Raw genomic sequence first — 16,537 nt, 5'->3', positions numbered from 1 at the left:
TGTTTTCACCCAGCAATCAGGCACCATCCGAAAGCCCATAAAAGACTCGGCCCCCTCCCAAAGGGAGGGGGCCGTTTCATTTCCGCGTATTCGAGACGCCTCGCCCCAGCCTAGCTGCTGTAGCCCAACCGCTGGCGTAGAGCACGCTCCAGGTGCTGAGCCACCTCATCGAAGGGTGGTGGCGTCTCAAGCAGATCCTTGAGCTGCACCATCTTCAACCCGGCATAGCCGCAGGGATTGATCCGCCAGAAGGGCGACATGTCCATGTCGACATTGAGCGCCAGGCCGTGGAAGGAGCAGCCACGGCTGACCCTCAGCCCCAGCGAGGCGATCTTGTCGCCGGCGACATAGACACCAGGCGCATCCGCCTTGGGCGCGGCTTCGACGCCATAGGTAGCCAGGACATCGACCAGGCTCTGCTCCATGGCCGTGACCAGCTCACGTACGCCCAGTCCGAGACGGCGCAGATCCAGCAGCAGGTAGGCCACCAGTTGCCCGGGGCCGTGGTAGGTGACTTGGCCGCCGCGATCAACCTGCACCACCGGGATGTCTCCCGGTGCGAGCAGATGTTCGGCCTTGCCAGCCTGACCCTGAGTAAATACCCGGGGGTGCTGCAGCAGCCAGATTTCGTCAGGTGTCCGCTCGTCGCGCTCGGCGGTCAGGCGTCGCATCGCTTCGAAGGTCGGCAGATAGTCCACCAACCCCAGATGGCGCACGACAAGTTCGGCAGTTGCCACTAGAGCACCATGTGCACACGACCGGTGGCACGCAGGTCGATGTGGATCGCCTGCAACTGGTCGACGCCGGTAGCGGTGATCAGCACCTGTACCGAGAGGAAACGACCATTGCGGCTGTCACGCACCACCAGGGTCGTGGAGTCGAGGTCTGGAGCGTGGCGCTGGATGACCTCGATCACCAGGTCAGCGAAGCCTTCGCCTGAATCGCCGATTACCTTGATGGGGTAACGCTCGCAGGGGAACTCGATTTTTGGAGGTTGTACGTCAGGAGTGTCGGTCATGGCGGCGGCGGACTCGTGATCCGCGATGCGGACGCCCCGGGCCTGGCAAGGCACGAGGCGTCGGCTCAGTAGGTCAATTGAACAGGCCGAAGAAGAACAGGCGGATGCTATCCCACAGGCGGCGGAAGAAACCACCTTCCTCAACGGTCTCGAGGGCAATCAGGTCGGCGCTGTGGACTACCTGGTCTTCCAGCTTGACCTCCACCTTGCCGATCACGTCACCCTGCTTGATGGGGGCGATCAGTTGCGGATTCAAGGTCATGCTGGCCTGCAGCTTCTTGGCCTGGCCCCTCGGCAGGGTCAGGGTCAGATCCTGGGCCAGGCCAGCCTTGGCTTCGCGGGTAGCCCCCTTCCACACCTGGGCTTTCGCCAGCTCGGCGCCTTTCTGATAGAAGGTCTGGGTTTCGAAGAAACGGAAGCCGTAAGTCAGCAGTTTCTGGGTCTCGGCGGCACGGGCCTGCTCGCTGTTGGTACCGAACACCACGGCGATCAGGCGCATGTTGTCACGCACAGCGGAAGCCACCAGGCAGTAGCCGGCTTCGTCGGTGTGGCCGGTCTTCAGGCCGTCGACGGTCTTGTCTCGCCACAGCAGCAAGTTGCGGTTGGGCTGCTTGATATTGTTCCAGAAGAACTCCTTCTGGGAGTAGATGGCGTAGTGGGTCGGGTCTTCGTAGATGATCGCGCGGGCCAGGGTCGCCATGTCATGGGAGGTGGAGTAGTGCTCCGGGTTGGGCAGGCCGGTGGCATTCATGAAGTGGCTGTTGGACATGCCGAGCTTTTCGGCAGTGGTGTTCATCATGTCGGCGAAGGCGTCTTCACTGCCGGCGATGTGCTCGGCCACGGCCACGCTGGCATCGTTGCCCGACTGGATGATGATGCCGTGCAGCAGGTCGCTCAGGGACACCTGAGTATTGACCTGGACGAACATGCGCGAACCGCCGGTACGCCAGGCGTGCTCACTGATGGTAACCGGATCGTTCTCGCCGATCTGGCCCTTGCGGATTTCCAGCGTGGCGATGTAAGCAGTCATCAGCTTGGTCAGGCTAGCCGGCGGCAGACGCTGGTCACCGTTGTTTTCGACCAGCACCTGGCCGCTCTGGGCGTCCATCAGCACATAGGACTTGGCAGCCAACTGGGGCGGCGACGGGACGATCTGCTGGGTCGCCATGGAGGCCGGCGCGACGATGAGCAGGGCTGCGGGCAGTAATAGGCGTTTGGCGAAGCTGAAGATGTTCATCCGTCTCTCTGAGAAGTAGCTAATGATCTAACAGGCCCTTGCAGGCTAATTGAGGAAGCCGTCAGTCCGGCTTCACCAGGGTAGGCTGGCCGAGATTGGCCAGGCGCAGACTGTCTTGCAGCTGCTGTGCCTCACCCTGAGTTCCGATCGGCCCCAGGCGTACCCGGTGCAGTATCTGCTGGTTGCGCACGACCGAGCTGATGAAGACCGGCGCACTCACCGCCCCGCTCAGCTTGGCCTTGAGAAGCTCCGCAGCGTCCGGATTGGCGAAGGCGCCCACCTGGAGATACAGGCCAGACGCTGCGGGTGAATCGTTTTTTTTTGCGTCGATCTGCACGGGCAGAACCGCGGCGGCGTGCTGCTGCGGCGGCGGGGTGTACTGCTCGATCGGCGCGCTGGCCACCTGGACGGCCGGCTGGGGTTTGGCTTGCGGCTGTGGCTGGGCGACCATCTTCGGCTGCGCGAGGACCATCGGCACCGGACGACCCTGGGCGGCCCACCACTCGTGAGGGTCGATACCTTCCACCTTGACCCGGGCGGTACCCGATTCGGCATAACCGAGCTTTTTCGCCGCGGCGAAGGACAGATCGATGATGCGATCGGAGTAGAACGGGCCGCGGTCGTTGACCCGCAGGATCACCGTACGACCGTTATCCAGGTTGGTAACCCGCACGTAGCTGGGCAGCGGTAGGGTCTTGTGTGCAGCGGTCATGCCATAGAGGTCATAGGCCTCACCGTTGGCCGTGGCCTGGCCGTGAAATTTGGTGCCGTACCACGAGGCAGTGCCCACTGCCTGATAGCGACGCGCGTCGCTCATCGGGTAGTAGGTCTTGCCAAGTACTGTGTAAGGGTTGGCCTTGAACGAGCCATAGTGCGGCATGGGGACGGCATCGGGAATGCGCGAGACGTCGACGTCCCACCAAGGCGCGCCATCCCGGTGCGGGCGCGCATAGTCACCGGGGCCGGAGATCGGGCCGCCAGGCTGGACCGGCTCGGGTGCGCGACTGCTCGAGCAACTCGCCAGCAACAATGCTACGGCGCCGTAGACGGCGACTCTTATCGATTGTGGCATCGGTTAACGCCCGCCCCTTGCGCTGACCAGCAATTCGGAAAGCTGATGCACGGCCATTGCGTACATCACGCTGCGATTGTAGCGGGTAATGACATAGAAGTTCGGCAATCCCATCCAGTACTCCGCTCCTTCATCCCCCTCGAGCCTGAAGGCCGTCACCGGCACATCATCGCGCAGGGCGCTGCCGCTTGCCCAGCCCAGCGTCCTAAGATCGCCGACGTTCTTCACCGGGTCCAGTCCCTGGGTCAACCCTTCGTCGATTCGATCACCACGAACCTGGGCACGGCTGACCACCGGGCCACCGGCTGTCCAGCCATGGCGCTTGAAGTAGCTGGCGACGCTGCCGATGGCGTCCACCGGGTTTTTCCAGATGTCGATATGGCCGTCGCCGTCAAAATCCACAGCATAGGCGCGGAAGCTGCTCGGCATGAACTGAGGCAGCCCCATGGCCCCGGCGTAAGAGCCCTTGAGCATCAGCGGATCGACCTGCTCCTCACGCGCCAACAAGAGGAACTCCTTCAGCTGCGTGCGGAAGAAATCGGCACGCGGCGGGTAGTCAAAGCCCAGGGTAGACAGGGCATCAATCACGCGGAAGTTGCCGGTATTCCCACCATAGAAGGTCTCGACGCCGATGATCGCGACGATCACCTGGGCCGGTACGCCATATTCCTTCTCGGCGCGAGCCAGCGCCTCGGCGTGCTGGTTCCAGAAGGACACGCCTTTCTGAATACGCGCCGGCGTAATGAAGATCGGCCGGTATTCCTTCCACGGCTTGACCCGTTCGGCGGGCCGGGAGATGGCATCGAGAATGGACTGTTTGCGATTCACCTCACGGAACAGGTCCACCAGTTGCTCGCCGGCAAAGCCGTAGTCGCGAGTCATCTCGGCGACAAACTCGGCCACCTGCGGCGAACCTTCGTAGTCCCCGGAAAGTGCCGGTGCGGCTGCCCCCAGCAGTCCGACCAAGGCCACCCCGGTGGCCCCAAACTGCATCAACTTGCGCAGTGCTTTCAAATCATTCACTCGATTCAAACCTGGGCGATCCATTTGCGATGGGTATGGATCGCCATCAACACCCCAAACCCTGACAGCAGCGTCACCAGATGGGTTCCGCCGTAGCTAATGAAGGGAAGGGGTACCCCCACAACCGGCAACAGTCCACTGACCATGCCGATGTTGACGAACACGTATACGAAGAAGGTCATGGTCAGACTGCCCGCCAGCAGCTTGCCGAACAGGGTCTGGGCCTGGGCGGTAATCACCAGGCCGCGGCCGATCAGAAGCAGATAGACCAATAGCAGCAGGCAGGCGCCCACCAGGCCGAACTCTTCGCCGAGGACCGCAATGATAAAGTCCGTGTGGCTTTCCGGCAAAAAATCCAGGTGCGACTGGGTGCCCAGCAGCCAGCCTTTGCCAAATACCCCCCCCGAGCCGATGGCTGCCTTGGACTGAATGATGTTCCAGCCGGTACCCAGCGGGTCGCTCTCTGGATCGAGGAAGGTCAGCACCCGCTGCTTCTGGTAGTCGTGCAACACGAAGTACCACATGGCCACTGCCACGGGCACTACCGCCGCTACCGCACCGAAGACCCAGCGCCACTGCAGGCCGGCCATGAACAGCACAAAGGCACCGGAGGCAAGGATCAGCAGAGAGGTGCCGAGGTCCGGTTGCTTCAGGATCAGCACGAAAGGCACCAGGATCAGCACCAGGCTGACGGTGATGTGCTTGAGCTTGGGTGGCAGGTTGTGTCGAGACAGGTACCAGGCGATGGTCGCCGGCATGATGATCTTCATGAATTCCGAGGGCTGGAAGCGGATCACCCCGGGAATATTGATCCAGCGGGTAGCGCCCATGGCCGTGTGGCCCATGACCTCCACCACTATCAACAGGGCCACCCCGATCACGTATGCCAGCGGCACCCAGCGCGCCATGAAGCGCGGCTCGAACTGGGCGATGACGATCATCGCGCCGATCCCCAGGCCGAAGGAGCTCGCCTGTTTCATCAACAGTTCCCAGTGCTTGCCGCTCGCCGAATAGAGGACGAACAGGCTACCGGCCGCCAGCATCATGATGATCAGCAGCAGCCAGCCATCGATGTGCAGGCGCTGCAGAAGGGTGGCTCGGCGCTTGAGCACGTCCTCCTGGGAGATGGTGCGGTCGAAGTTGCTATTCATCGAATGGCGCTCTGCTGGTCCGCCAACGGTTGCAGCGGGCGGAACTCGGGTTTCAGCTGGCCGTCCTCACCGAGGAGCCAGGCGTCCATGACCTGCTTGACCACAGGTGCGGCAACGCCCGAGCCGGATTCGCCGTTCTCCACCATTACCGCAACGGCTATCTTCGGGTCTTCGGCCGGGGCGAAGGCGACGAACAGGGCATGGTCGCGATGCCGTTCCTGGACCTTGGAACGGTCGTACTTCTCACCCTGCTTTATCGCTACCACTTGCGCGGTGCCGGATTTGCCGGCGATGCGGTAGACAGATGTGGCACCGACCTTATGTGCAGTACCGCGGGCACCATGGACTACCTGCTCCATACCGATACGGCCGGCATCCCAGAACTTCGGGTCACGCAAGATGATGTCCGGCATCGGATTGGGGTCCAGCGGCTGTTGGCCTTCGATGGTCTTGGCCAGGTGCGGGCGGATCCATTTGCCGCGGTTGGCCATCAGCGCTACTGCCTGAGCCAGTTGCAGCGGAGTTGCCTGCATGTACCCCTGACCGATACCGAGGATCAGCGTTTCCCCCGGATACCAGGCCTGGCGGTAGCGGGCGCGCTTCCAGTCGCGGGAGGGCATAAGACCCGCGGATTCTTCGAACATGTCCAGTGCCACGCGCTGGCCAAAACCGAAGCGACTCATGTAGTCGTGCAGACGATCAATCCCCATCTTATGGGCAAGATCGTAGAAGTAGGTGTCATTTGACCGCATTATCGCGGTTTCCATGTTCACCCAACCGTCACCGGAACGGTTCCAGTTGCGGTATTTGTGGTCGTAGTTCGGCAGTTGGTAGAAGCCCGGATCGAAGACGCGCGAAGCCGGCGTCACCACCCCCGAGTCCAGGCCAGAGACCGCCACCATCGGCTTGATGGTCGAACCTGGCGGGTACAGCCCCCGCAACACGCGGTTGTACAAAGGTCTGTCAATGGAGTCGCGCAGCTCGGCATAAGCCTTGAAGCTGATGCCGGTGACGAACGGGTTCGGGTCGAAGCTCGGCTGACTGACCATCGCCAGTACGTCACCGCTGGACGGCTCGATGGCGACGATGGCACCACGACGTCCCGCCAGGGCCTGCTCGGCGGCCTCCTGCAGACGCACGTCGAGGGTCAACACCAGGTCCTTGCCAGGTTTCGGGTCGGTGCGCTTGAGCACGCGCAGTACGCGACCGCGAGCGTTGGTTTCGACTTCTTCGTAACCCACCTCGCCATGCAGTTGGTCTTCGTAGAAGCGCTCGATCCCGGTCTTGCCGATATGGTGGGTGCCGCTGTAGTTGACCGGATCGAGCTGCTTCAGCTCTTTCTCATTGATGCGGCCGACATAACCCACCGAGTGGGCAAAGTGCGCGCCCTGCGGATAGTGCCGCACCAACTGCGCCACCACTTCTACGCCGGGCAGGCGGAATTGGTTCACCGCCACTCGGGCGATCTGCTCTTCGGTCAGTTCAAAAAGGATGGGCACCGGCTCGAATGGCCGCCGTCCCTGCCTCATGCGCTTCTCGAACAGGGCACGGTCATCCGGTGTCATCTGCAGCACTTCGACAATCACATCGAGCGTTGCTTTCCAGTCGCCAGCCCGCTCGCGGGTAACGCTGAGACTGAAACTGGGCCGGTTGTCGGCGATGATTACGCCATTGCGATCGAAAATCAGCCCACGGGTGGGCGGTATCGGCTGCACGTGGACGCGATTGTTCTCGGACAGGGTCGAGTGGTAGTCGTACTGGATCACCTGCAGGTAATAAAGCCGGGCAATCAGCACGCAAGTCAGCAACAGCACTGCCACGGCGCCCACGATCACGCGCTGACGCACCAGGCGGGCATCTTTCTCGTGGTCTTTCAGGCGGATCGGTTGCGGCATGGACAGGGTTTACTTGTGATAGGGGTGGCCGGACAGCACAGTCCAGGCACGGTAGATCTGTTCGCCGACAAGAATACGGACCAGCGGATGCGGCAATGTCAGCGGCGACAGCGACCAGCGCTGCTCGCTACGGGCGCAGACCTCCGGCGCCAGCCCTTCAGGGCCGCCGACCATCAGGTTGACAGTGCGCGAGTCCAGGCGCCAGCGGTCCAGTTCAACCGCCAGTTGCTCGGTGCTCCAGGGTCGACCTTCGACTTCCAGGGTGACAATGCGTTCCCCTGGCTGCACTTTGGCCAGCATCGCCTCGCCCTCCTGGCGGATCATCCGCGCCACGTCGGCATTCTTGCCGCGCGTGGTCAGGGGAATTTCCACCAGTTCCAGGCTGAGCTCGGACGGCAGGCGCTTGACGTACTCCTGCCACCCCTCTTCCACCCAGCGCGGCATCCGCGTACCAACAGCAATCAGACGTAGACGCAAGGGATGCCCCGCTTACTCGTGGCTGTGGTGGGCGCGGCTCTGCTCGGCCCCCTGCCACAGGCGCTCCAGATCGTAGAACTGGCGGGTGGCAACCTGCATCACATGCACCACCACGTCGCCCAGGTCCAGCAGGGCCCACTCGCCGCCGTCCAGGCCTTCGCTGCCCAGCGCGCGGACGCCTTGCTCCTTGACCTTCTCCAGCACGTTTTCGGCCAGGGATTTGACATGGCGGCCAGAGGTACCGCTGGCGATCACCATGAAGTCGGTGATGCTGGTCTTGCCACGCACGTCGATAGTGGTGATTTCCTGACCTTTCAGGTCTTCCAGGGCCGCAATGGCGACCTTGACGAGTTCTTCGTTTTGCATCGGGTTCAACTACCTCAGTGAATCAGTTCGACGCACGGTACAAGTCGTGCGCATGGATATAGGCCAATACGGCGTCGGGCACGAGAAAGCGCACCGACCGCCCCTCCCCCAGCAATTGGCGAATCTGGGTGGCGGAAATCGCCAGGGGCGTCTGCCAGACAAAGGCGATCTGCCCGGCAGGCCCCTGCAGGGAATGAGGATCGACCGTGCTGCGTGCGGCCAACAGGTCACGCAGGGTTTCCGGCGCCTCACTGTCGGCATCCGGACGCTGCAGGACCAGGATGTGGCAATGGTCCAGCAGCTCGTCCCAGCGGTGCCAGCTCGGCAGGCCGCAGAACGCGTCCCAGCCGACCAGCAGGAACAATTGATCTTCGGCATCCAGCTCGGTGCGCAGGGACTCCAGCGTTTCGATGGTCCAGGACGGCCGCTCGCGCTTGAGCTCGCGATCATCCACCGCCAACGGCACAACACCTGCCACTGCAAGCTGCACCATCTCCAGGCGCTGGGATGCCGACACCCGGGGGGTTTCCCGGTGCGGCGGGCGCGCACTGGGAATCAGGCGCAACTCGTCGAAACCGAATTGCTCGGCCACTTCAACGGCACTCCGCAGGTGGCCGATATGCACGGGATCGAAGGTGCCGCCGAAGAGGCCGATGCGCTTGCCCATCAGGTGCGTACGTGACCGTCGCCGAAGACCACATACTTCTCGCTGGTCAGACCTTCCAGACCGACCGGGCCACGGGCGTGCAGCTTATCGGTGGAAATGCCGATCTCAGCGCCCAGGCCGTACTCGAAACCATCGGCAAAGCGGGTCGAGGCGTTGACCATCACCGAAGCGGAATCCACCTCGGTGAGGAAGCGCCGGGCATCACTGAAGTTCTCGGTGATGATCGCGTCGGTATGTTGCGAGCCGTAGGTGTTGATGTGCTCGATGGCCTGGTCCAGGCCGTCGACGATGCGGATCGAGAGGATCGGCGCGTTGTACTCGGTGCGCCAGTCTTCCTCGGTCGCTTCCAGCACATCCTTGCCCAGCAGCGCACAGGTGGCGGCGTCGCCGCGCAGTTCCACGCCCTTGTCGCGGTAGATGGCGGCCAGCGGCGGCAGCACGCGCGCGGCGATGCCGGCATGCACCAGCAGGGTTTCCATGGTGTTGCACGGCGCGTAACGCTGGGTCTTGGCGTTGTCGGCCACGCGAATGGCCTTGTCGAGATCGGCGGCGATATCGATGTAAACGTGGCAGATGCCGTCCAGATGCTTGATCACCGGCACCTTGGCCTCGCGGCTGATGCGTTCGATCAGACCTTTGCCACCGCGCGGAACGATCACGTCCACGTATTCCGGCATGCTGATCAGCGCGCCAACGGCGGCACGGTCGGTGGTTTCCACCACTTGTACCAGCTCGCTCGGCAGGCCGGCTTCGGCCAGGCCCTTCTGGATGCAGATGGCGATTGCCTGGTTGGAATGAATGGCCTCGGAACCGCCGCGCAGGATGGTGGCGTTGCCGGACTTCAGGCAAAGGCTGGCGGCATCGATCGTCACGTTCGGCCGCGACTCGTAGATGATCCCGATCACACCCAGCGGCACGCGCATCTTGCCCACCTGGATACCGGACGGCAGATAGCGCATGTCACGGATCTCGCCAATGGGGTCCGGCAGGGTGGCGACCTGACGCAGGCCCTCGATCATGTCGTCGATGCGTGCCGGGGTCAGTGCTAGGCGATCGAGCATGGCTGGCTCAAGGCCATTGGCCCGGCCATTGGCCAAGTCCTGCTCATTGGCGGCGGTCAGCTCGGCACGAGCTGCATCCAGGGCATCGGCGGCAGCCAGCAGGGCGCGGTTCTTCTGCGCGGTGCTGGCGCGGGCGGCCACACGCGAGGCGGCGCGGGCGGCGCGGCCAAGGCGGGTCATGTAATCGAGAACGGACTCGGTCATGGTCTCGGGTTCTGGCGAAAGGAAAGCGGCTGATTATAGCGGTCGCGCTCGCCCGCGCCCAGCGGCGCCGGGCGGATGGTAGACAGGTCATTCCACGGGCCTCACCGGTAACGGTGCAGTTCGCGGCCCAGGCGGGCCGCGGCTGGGACGGTGACACCCGGAAAACACGCCCGCCCGAAGGTTGGGTAAACAAAAGTGTCTCCGCTGTTTACCTTCCAATTGCAGTCGTCGCAGAAGAACAAGAAGCGCCCCGGCGCCGGAGAATCCGCCATGCGTTACCAGACCGACTTCGCCGCCCAACAGCTGGCCGACGCGCCCCGCACTATCCAGATCGGCCCCTGGACCCTGCACTATCAGGCCTTTTCGCAGCACGCCATGGACAAGCGCGAGCCCCTATTGATGCTCGGCGGCGCCTTCCAGAGCTTCCGCTCCTTCAGTGCCGAGGTGCAGGAGCTTCTGCCACGCCACCCGGTGATCCTCCTCGACCTTCCGAGCCAGGGCGGCAATCTGCAACTCGCACCGGAGCTTTCCCTGGAACAGTTGGCCGACCTGATCGCCGCCTTTGCCGAAGAGCTCCAACTGCCGCCGCTGATGCCCATCGGCTTGTCCTACGGCTCGGCCCTGGCGGCATTGTTCGCGGTGCGCCATCCGCAACGCTGTGCGCGCCTGTTGCTGGCCGGAATCACCGCATTCGGTCGTCCTGGCGCCCGGCGCATGCTGGAAGAAGGCCTGGAGCTGCTGTCCGAGGGCCAGGTACTGCACTTCGCCCAAGGCGCACTGACCGGTTTGATCAACCCGTTGCGCCTGGAGGAAACCGGCATCTCGCTGGTGTTCCGAAAGGCTCTTTTGCGGCAGATGCAGCGCCTTTCTCCGCAGGAACTCGAACGCTACCGGCAGAACAGCCGCCGTCTACTGGACTTTTCCGGTTTCGACCACCACCCGACCTGCCCTACCCTGGTCCTGGCCGGCGAATACGATCATTTCACCCAACCCTGGGAACATGCTGGATTTGCCGCCGCCTGCGCCGATGCCGACTGCGCCCTTATCCACAACGGCGATCACCTGGCCCAGTTCGAACAACGCGAAGCCTGCGCCAGCTTCTATCGCCCCTTTCTCCAGGGCGTCGCCTTACCGCTGGCCAGCCCCGGTGCGACCCGCCTGGCACGCAACCGCCTGGACCATCTGGAACGACGCCAGGAGGCGCGCGTAGCGCCACTGAACCGGCGCGGCCGACTGCTGCATGCCGAGGCTGGCGAGTTCCATGTGGAGGTCAGCGAACTGGGCTTCTTTGGCGGGCTGGTGCGCGGCGAACTGCCGACCGATCTACCGAATCGGGGCTGGCGTTTGCAAGCCGGCGACCTGCCAGCGCTGGATGCACTTCCGTTACGCCATGAAGGCGATAGTCTGGCCCTGGTCTTTCCCCACACCGACGCGGGGGCCAGCGACGCGCTGGCATCCCAGGTGGTCCAGACGGAACCACGGGCAGTGGCCTATGCCTGAGGAGGCTTCAGGTACGAGCCTCCACCACCCGCACCAGCGCCGGCCAGGCATCCAGCGGGGCAGACTCCAGCGCCTTCGGGTCATGCACACACACCTTGCCGAAACCACAGCCTTCGAACCCTTCGACTATGGCGGCGTCTCCCCGGTAGTGCAGGTAGTAACGACCCCGGGTCAGCCGGCCGACGAGATCGATGCCCCAACGCAACTGACGGTAACGCGGATGCTCGCGCAGGTCGGGATAGAGGTCAGTGAGGTAAGTGGCCGATGGGAACTGGCGCAACTGCGTTGCCAGCCGGCTCCAGAAGGCCTCTATCACCGGCAGTTCGAAATAGTTCACCAGCCCTTCGGTGATGACCAGCACCGGCTCGTCACGATTCAGCCCTGAGAACAGTGCCTGCAGGTCGTTTGCATCCTGTTCGGCGAGGATATCCACAGGGCGCACCTGATGCCGTGAATCCAGCCAGCCTTCCTCGTGCAACAGCAGGCGCTTGCGGGCGGCCATGGGCGGCAGGTCGGCCTCCAGGTAACGCAGATCCGGGTAGCGGGAGCAAAAACGCCGCCCCCGGGGAGACAGGCCGCAGGCAATCTCCACCACCTGGCGCACGCCATGCTGCTCGATGGCCTCGCGCAACAAGGCATCGATCAGCAGATGACGCTGCAGGAGGAAACGCTCGACATCCAGCCCGAACGCCACCCGCGCCCCCCAACTGATGGGCGTCAGCACGCCATGGGCAAATCGCCCAAATGGAGTGACGAAAGGCTCTTCGGCCAGGCGGTGGCGATACCACACGTAACCGGTGTAGTGCGCACTGGGGGTGATGTGGGCACTGTCAAGACGGGCAGCTCGGGACATGGCAACGGGCTCTTGTTATTTTGCGTGACGATTCCGATGCCGGTGTTCAGCTTCGGCTCAGCATGCTTCCGTATAATCGCGAGCCTATTCCGACCCGTGACCCTGCGACAGCCCCATGTCCCGCGATCCCATCCTAAGTTTGCCCTGGCCCGGCGCCCGTCCGCTGCCCGACGCCTTCTTCGACCGCGATGCCCAGCAAGTCGCGCAGGAACTGCTGGGCAAAGTCATCCGTCACCGGATCGACGGGCGCTGGTTATCGGCACGCATCATCGAAACCGAGGCCTACTATCTGGTGGACAAGGGCAGCCACGCATCCCTCGGCTACACCAACAAGCGCCGCGCACTGTTCCTCGACGGCGGGCACATCTATATGTATTACGCCCGTGGCGGCGATTCACTGAACTTCAGCGCCCATGGCGCCGGTAACGCGGTTCTGATCAAGTCCGGCCACCCCTGGGTCGACGCCATTTCCCCCGCCGACGCCCTGGCGGCCATGCAACGCAATAACCCCGACGCCCAAGGCCAGGCGCGCGCGACCGAACGCCTCTGTGCCGGCCAGACGCTGCTGTGCAAGGCCCTCGGTCTGAAGGTACCGGACTGGGACGGCCAGCGCTTCGACTGGCAACGCCTGTTCGTCGAAGACGTCGGCGAGCGCCCCTCCCGCATCATCCAGACCGCGCGCCTGGGCATTCCCCACGGCCGCGACGAACACCTGCCCTACCGCTTCGTCGATGCGACCTACGCCCGCCATTGCTCGCGCAACCCACTGCGCCGCGGACAGGTCGAAGGATGCGACTACCTGCTGATCGAGGACAATCACCCATGAGTCAATGGTTAGACCAAGTCACCACCTGGCTAGGCGCCAACCCGGAATGGCTGGGCCTGGCGATCTTCCTGATCGCCTGCATCGAGTGCCTGGCCATTGCCGGCATTGTGGTGCCCGGCGTCGCCCTGCTGTTCGCCGTCGGCGTGATGGCCGGCAGCGGCGCCCTGGAACTCTGGGAAACGCTGCTCCTGGCCTACACCGGCGGCCTGCTGGGCGACCTGATTTCCTACGGCCTGGGCCGGCGTTTCCACCAGAACATCCGCGGGCTACCGCTGCTGCGCAACCACCCGGAGTGGATCAGCGGCGCGGAGAACTACTTTCAGCGATATGGCGTCGCCAGCCTGCTGGTGGGCCGTTACATTGGCCCGTTGCGGCCCATGTTGCCTATGGTGGCCGGCATGCTCGACATGCCCTTCCCGCGCTTCATTGTCGTCAGCATGCTGGCCGCCGCCGGCTGGGCGGTGGCCTACCTCGTGCCCGGCTGGGCCACGGGTGCGGCCCTGCGCCTGCCGCTGCCGGAGGGTTTCTGGGGCGAAGCAGGGGTGGTGATTGTCGTGGTATTGGCCATTCTCGGGCTGATCGCTCATAGCACCCTGCTCGAGAAACGCTCGGCCAACCCACTGGCGGCAGGGCTCTGCCTGCTGGCCCTGGGCGCCCTGCTGATCGGCTGGCCGCATCTGCAAGCGCTGGATCAGGGGCTGATGTCTCTGGTCCAGGAACAGCGTCACACCAGCCTGGACCAACTGATGGTGCTGGTCACCCGCCTGGGCGACTTCAAGACCCAGCTCCTTGCCGGCGCCTTGCTCGCGATTTTGCTGCTGGTACTGCGTCAATGGCGCCCGGCCTGCTTCGCCATCGGCACCCTGGTGACCACGGCACTGGCCAACACCGGGCTCAAACATCTCTTCGCGCGGGCACGGCCCGAGGTTCTCGCCGAGCCGCTGAACACTTTCAGCTTCCCCAGCGGGCACAGCTCAGCGGCCTTCGCCTTCTTCCTGGTGCTGGGCATTCTCGCTGGCCGCGGCCAGCCCGGGAGACTACGCCTGACCTGGCTGCTGCTGGCCAGCCTGCCGGCCTTGGCCATCGCCCTGTCTCGGGTCTATCTCGGCGTGCACTGGCCTACGGACATCCTCGCCGGCGGCCTGCTGGCAGGCGGGATCGCGGCCGCCGGGCTGGCGCTGATGCAACGCGCGGCGCCCCTGACGGCCATGACCCCACGGGTATGGGTGCTCATCCTTCCGGCCTGCCTGGCCCTGCTGGGCGGCATCGCGACCTGGGCCCTGCCGGATGCGCTGGCGCGCTACAGCTATTGAGGGACAGGCAAGCGCTTAAGCGATGGACTCCCCCTGCAACTGATCCAGCAAGCCCTGGAGGAAGTCAAGGCGCTCAACGGGATCAGCCAGGGTCAGCAGGTGCAGTTTCTCCTTGATGTGGAACGGCAACAGGTACGACAGCTGGTTAGCCAACGCCTGCTGCCCCTCCACCACGCCTCCCATGCCCAGCCCCTGGACCATGGGATGCTCGGCCAGGGCATTGAGCAACGCCGCCAGGTCAGCATGCTCCGGACGCAGCGGCCGCTCGGGCTCATCATCCAGCCACTCCACCTCGGCGAGGGTCAACTGGTCGCGTAGCACCTCCGCCTTGCCAACGTGGAAACGCCGTCCGCCCTCTACGCGGATACCCAGCAAACCGTTGGGGCGCTGCTGCCAGTCGCGGATCAACGCTTCGCAACCGATGGCGGCGAAGCGGCTGGCCGCCTCGCCGACTTCCTGGCCTTCGAGAATGCAGACCACGCCGAAGCCCTCGCCCTGCTTCATGCAGCGCCCGATCATGTCCAGGTAGCGCGCTTCGAATATCTGCAGGTCAAGCGCACAGCCCGGAAACAGCACAGTGTTGAGCGGAAACAACGGCAACTTCATGCATCGACCTCAAGCAATCATGGCAACGGCGAGCGGCAGCAGTACTGCGGTGGCAACGCCCATCAGGCTCATTGCCAGGGCGGCGAAAGCACCGCACTCCTCGCCTTCCTGCAATGCCCGCGCAGTACCCACGGCATGGGCCGTGAGCCCCAGCGCCATGCCCTGGGCGGCGGGATGACGCACGCCACAGCGGCGCAGCAGCTCCGGGCCAAGGATCGCGCCCAGCACGCCGGTGATCAGCACGAACACCGCCGCCAGGGCCGCTACCCCGCCGAGCTGCTCAGCCACCAGCATCGCGATGGGCGAAGTCACCGACTTCGGCAACAGCGTCATCAGCACCATGCGCTCGGTGCCAAACCACCAGCCCAGCGCAGCTACCGACAGCGTAGCGAAGAGCCCGCCGAACACCAGCGTCAGCAGGGTTGGCCAGAACAGCTGGCGGATCCGTCGCAGGTTGAGAAATAGCGGCACCGCCAACGCCACGGTGGCCGGGCCGAGGAAGACCGTCAGCAACTGGGTGCTCTCACGGTACTCCTGATAGCTGATACCGAAGGCCAGCAGCACGCCGATCAGCAGCAACATGGACAGCAGCACCGGCTGCAGGAACACCCAGCGGGTCTTCTCGTAGGCGGCCAGGGCCAGTTGGTACGCCGCCAGGGTCATGCCGAAACCGAACAACGGATGGTGCACCACCGCCTGCACCGCGGCTTGCCAGTCGAGGTTCATGCGTCCTCCCGGCGGCGTACCTGGCGATCGATCAGCTTCTGCATCAACCAGCCGCAGAAGAGGAACGCCGCCAGCAGCGACAGCACCAGAGCGCCGGCTATGGCCCAGAAGTCCGCCCAGATGGCCTGGGCATAAACCATCACGCCCACCGCCGGCGGCACCAGCAGCAGCGGCAGGTAACGCAACAGACTGCTGGCGGCCAGGCTCAGAGGCTCGCTCACCTCGCCACGCACCAGCAAATAGAGAAAGAGCAGCACCAGGCCGATGATGGGTCCGGGCAGCATGGACAGGAACAGGGCATTGAGCCCGCTACCGATCAGCTGGAACAGCACCAGCAAGGTCAGTCCGCGCAACAGCATGAAAATCTCCATGGGTCAGGTCCGGCCGGGCGGGCTTCGGCCGGGACGGGGCATTATAGGCTTGCCTGCCCTCACGCTATAACCCGCCATTCGCAGGGGGCATGCCGTCTTGACCGGGCCCGCCCGACATGCTGATCTACGCCCTGCACGCAAGGGAGGGGCAAAGCCCCCGGATTAGAAGAA

Annotated in this window: 18 protein-coding genes; 3 read left to right on the top strand and 15 right to left on the bottom strand. The window is 63.9% G+C overall.

What is annotated here, in order from left to right; genetic code table 11:
* Positions 1 to 110: 110 nt before the first annotated feature.
* From lipB to E8F20_RS16610, 11 genes are all read right to left on the bottom strand, one after another.
* The gene (gene lipB / locus E8F20_RS16660; protein WP_280284708.1) at positions 111 to 737 is read right to left on the bottom strand and encodes a lipoyl(octanoyl) transferase LipB; all 627 of its coding nucleotides are present in this window, start codon (positions 735 to 737) and stop codon (positions 111 to 113) included.
* Complete coding sequence (locus tag E8F20_RS16655; protein ID WP_028631411.1) at positions 737 to 1,018, bottom strand: DUF493 domain-containing protein; 282 nt, start codon at positions 1,016 to 1,018, stop codon at positions 737 to 739. The genes lipB and E8F20_RS16655 overlap by 1 nt, the downstream gene beginning before the upstream one ends.
* 73 nt (positions 1,019 to 1,091) lie before the next feature.
* Positions 1,092 to 2,255: a D-alanyl-D-alanine carboxypeptidase family protein gene (locus tag E8F20_RS16650; protein ID WP_280284707.1), complete on the bottom strand. Its 1,164-nt coding sequence runs from the start codon at positions 2,253 to 2,255 to the stop codon at positions 1,092 to 1,094.
* Between the two features lie 61 nt (positions 2,256 to 2,316).
* Entirely contained in the window at positions 2,317 to 3,327 is a 1,011-nt protein-coding gene (locus E8F20_RS16645) for a septal ring lytic transglycosylase RlpA family protein (RefSeq protein WP_280284706.1), read from the bottom strand.
* Positions 3,328 to 3,330: 3 nt separating this feature from the next.
* Positions 3,331 to 4,320, bottom strand: a complete 990-nt coding sequence (gene mltB, locus E8F20_RS16640) for a lytic murein transglycosylase B (protein WP_280284859.1) — start codon at positions 4,318 to 4,320, stop codon at positions 3,331 to 3,333.
* Positions 4,321 to 4,355: 35 nt separating this feature from the next.
* Complete coding sequence (gene rodA, locus E8F20_RS16635; protein WP_280284705.1) at positions 4,356 to 5,501, bottom strand: rod shape-determining protein RodA; 1,146 nt, start codon at positions 5,499 to 5,501, stop codon at positions 4,356 to 4,358.
* Positions 5,498 to 7,396: a penicillin-binding protein 2 gene (gene mrdA, locus E8F20_RS16630; RefSeq protein ID WP_280284704.1), complete on the bottom strand. Its 1,899-nt coding sequence runs from the start codon at positions 7,394 to 7,396 to the stop codon at positions 5,498 to 5,500. The genes rodA and mrdA overlap by 4 nt, the downstream gene beginning before the upstream one ends.
* 9 nt (positions 7,397 to 7,405) lie before the next feature.
* Entirely contained in the window at positions 7,406 to 7,873 is a 468-nt protein-coding gene (gene rlmH / locus E8F20_RS16625) for a 23S rRNA (pseudouridine(1915)-N(3))-methyltransferase RlmH (protein WP_274801847.1), read from the bottom strand.
* A 12-nt stretch (positions 7,874 to 7,885) separates the two neighbouring features.
* Positions 7,886 to 8,239 carry a ribosome silencing factor gene (gene rsfS, locus E8F20_RS16620; RefSeq protein ID WP_028631404.1) on the bottom strand — a complete coding sequence of 118 codons (354 nt, stop codon included), beginning with the start codon at positions 8,237 to 8,239 and terminating at the stop codon, positions 7,886 to 7,888.
* 22 nt (positions 8,240 to 8,261) lie between these two features.
* Complete coding sequence (gene nadD / locus E8F20_RS16615; RefSeq protein WP_280284703.1) at positions 8,262 to 8,906, bottom strand: nicotinate-nucleotide adenylyltransferase; 645 nt, start codon at positions 8,904 to 8,906, stop codon at positions 8,262 to 8,264.
* Positions 8,906 to 10,171 (bottom strand): glutamate-5-semialdehyde dehydrogenase, encoded by a 1,266-nt coding sequence (locus tag E8F20_RS16610; protein ID WP_280284702.1) that lies wholly within the window; start codon positions 10,169 to 10,171, stop codon positions 8,906 to 8,908. The genes nadD and E8F20_RS16610 overlap by 1 nt, the downstream gene beginning before the upstream one ends.
* A 270-nt stretch (positions 10,172 to 10,441) precedes the next feature.
* Between E8F20_RS16610 and E8F20_RS16605 the strand changes: the two genes are divergently transcribed.
* Positions 10,442 to 11,671: an alpha/beta hydrolase gene (locus E8F20_RS16605; RefSeq protein ID WP_280284701.1), complete on the top strand. Its 1,230-nt coding sequence runs from the start codon at positions 10,442 to 10,444 to the stop codon at positions 11,669 to 11,671.
* Positions 11,672 to 11,678: 7 nt separating this feature from the next.
* Here E8F20_RS16605 and E8F20_RS16600 read toward each other — a convergent pair whose 3' ends face one another.
* On the bottom strand, positions 11,679 to 12,524 hold the full coding sequence (locus E8F20_RS16600) for a class I SAM-dependent methyltransferase (protein WP_280284700.1): 846 nt from the start codon (positions 12,522 to 12,524) through the stop codon (positions 11,679 to 11,681).
* Between the two features lie 115 nt (positions 12,525 to 12,639).
* On the opposite strand from E8F20_RS16600, the gene E8F20_RS16595 reads away from it, so the two are divergent.
* Positions 12,640 to 13,350: a DNA-3-methyladenine glycosylase gene (locus E8F20_RS16595; protein WP_280284699.1), complete on the top strand. Its 711-nt coding sequence runs from the start codon at positions 12,640 to 12,642 to the stop codon at positions 13,348 to 13,350.
* Positions 13,347 to 14,663, top strand: coding sequence for a bifunctional DedA family/phosphatase PAP2 family protein (locus E8F20_RS16590; protein ID WP_280284698.1), 1,317 nt, complete (start codon positions 13,347 to 13,349; stop codon positions 14,661 to 14,663). The genes E8F20_RS16595 and E8F20_RS16590 overlap by 4 nt, the downstream gene beginning before the upstream one ends.
* 15 nt (positions 14,664 to 14,678) lie before the next feature.
* Here E8F20_RS16590 and E8F20_RS16585 read toward each other — a convergent pair whose 3' ends face one another.
* From E8F20_RS16585 to E8F20_RS16575, 3 genes are read right to left on the bottom strand one after another with little or no spacing between them, the layout of a single operon-like run.
* Positions 14,679 to 15,269 (bottom strand): LON peptidase substrate-binding domain-containing protein, encoded by a 591-nt coding sequence (locus E8F20_RS16585; RefSeq protein ID WP_028631397.1) that lies wholly within the window; start codon positions 15,267 to 15,269, stop codon positions 14,679 to 14,681.
* Between the two features lie 9 nt (positions 15,270 to 15,278).
* Positions 15,279 to 15,995: an LrgB family protein gene (locus E8F20_RS16580; RefSeq protein WP_280284697.1), complete on the bottom strand. Its 717-nt coding sequence runs from the start codon at positions 15,993 to 15,995 to the stop codon at positions 15,279 to 15,281.
* Complete coding sequence (locus E8F20_RS16575; RefSeq protein WP_028631395.1) at positions 15,992 to 16,354, bottom strand: CidA/LrgA family protein; 363 nt, start codon at positions 16,352 to 16,354, stop codon at positions 15,992 to 15,994. The genes E8F20_RS16580 and E8F20_RS16575 overlap by 4 nt, the downstream gene beginning before the upstream one ends.
* Positions 16,355 to 16,537: the final 183 nt, after the last annotated feature.

The organism is Pseudomonas sp. BN415 (assembly GCF_029871195.1).
GTDB classification, from domain to species: Bacteria; Pseudomonadota; Gammaproteobacteria; order Pseudomonadales; family Pseudomonadaceae; genus Metapseudomonas; species Metapseudomonas resinovorans.
This window is presented reverse-complemented; position numbering and strand designations above follow the sequence as displayed.

Excerpts from the sequence above, each read along its gene's own strand:
- E8F20_RS16655 (WP_028631411.1), bottom strand. The coding sequence starts at position 1,018 with ATGACCGACACTCCTGACGTACAACCTCCAAAAATCGAGTTCCCCTGC.
- E8F20_RS16650 (WP_280284707.1), bottom strand. The coding sequence starts at position 2,255 with ATGAACATCTTCAGCTTCGCCAAACGCCTATTACTGCCCGCAGCCCTG.
- E8F20_RS16645 (WP_280284706.1), bottom strand. The coding sequence starts at position 3,327 with ATGCCACAATCGATAAGAGTCGCCGTCTACGGCGCCGTAGCATTGTTG.
- mltB (WP_280284859.1), bottom strand. The coding sequence starts at position 4,320 with ATGCAGTTTGGGGCCACCGGGGTGGCCTTGGTCGGACTGCTGGGGGCA.
- rodA (WP_280284705.1), bottom strand. The coding sequence starts at position 5,501 with ATGAATAGCAACTTCGACCGCACCATCTCCCAGGAGGACGTGCTCAAG.
- mrdA (WP_280284704.1), bottom strand. The coding sequence starts at position 7,396 with ATGCCGCAACCGATCCGCCTGAAAGACCACGAGAAAGATGCCCGCCTG.
- rsfS (WP_028631404.1), bottom strand. The coding sequence starts at position 8,239 with ATGCAAAACGAAGAACTCGTCAAGGTCGCCATTGCGGCCCTGGAAGAC.
- nadD (WP_280284703.1), bottom strand. The coding sequence starts at position 8,906 with ATGGGCAAGCGCATCGGCCTCTTCGGCGGCACCTTCGATCCCGTGCAT.
- E8F20_RS16610 (WP_280284702.1), bottom strand. The coding sequence starts at position 10,171 with ATGACCGAGTCCGTTCTCGATTACATGACCCGCCTTGGCCGCGCCGCC.
- E8F20_RS16605 (WP_280284701.1), top strand. The coding sequence starts at position 10,442 with ATGCGTTACCAGACCGACTTCGCCGCCCAACAGCTGGCCGACGCGCCC.
- E8F20_RS16600 (WP_280284700.1), bottom strand. The coding sequence starts at position 12,524 with ATGTCCCGAGCTGCCCGTCTTGACAGTGCCCACATCACCCCCAGTGCG.
- E8F20_RS16595 (WP_280284699.1), top strand. The coding sequence starts at position 12,640 with ATGTCCCGCGATCCCATCCTAAGTTTGCCCTGGCCCGGCGCCCGTCCG.
- E8F20_RS16590 (WP_280284698.1), top strand. The coding sequence starts at position 13,347 with ATGAGTCAATGGTTAGACCAAGTCACCACCTGGCTAGGCGCCAACCCG.
- E8F20_RS16585 (WP_028631397.1), bottom strand. The coding sequence starts at position 15,269 with ATGAAGTTGCCGTTGTTTCCGCTCAACACTGTGCTGTTTCCGGGCTGT.
- E8F20_RS16580 (WP_280284697.1), bottom strand. The coding sequence starts at position 15,995 with ATGAACCTCGACTGGCAAGCCGCGGTGCAGGCGGTGGTGCACCATCCG.
- E8F20_RS16575 (WP_028631395.1), bottom strand. The coding sequence starts at position 16,354 with ATGCTGTTGCGCGGACTGACCTTGCTGGTGCTGTTCCAGCTGATCGGT.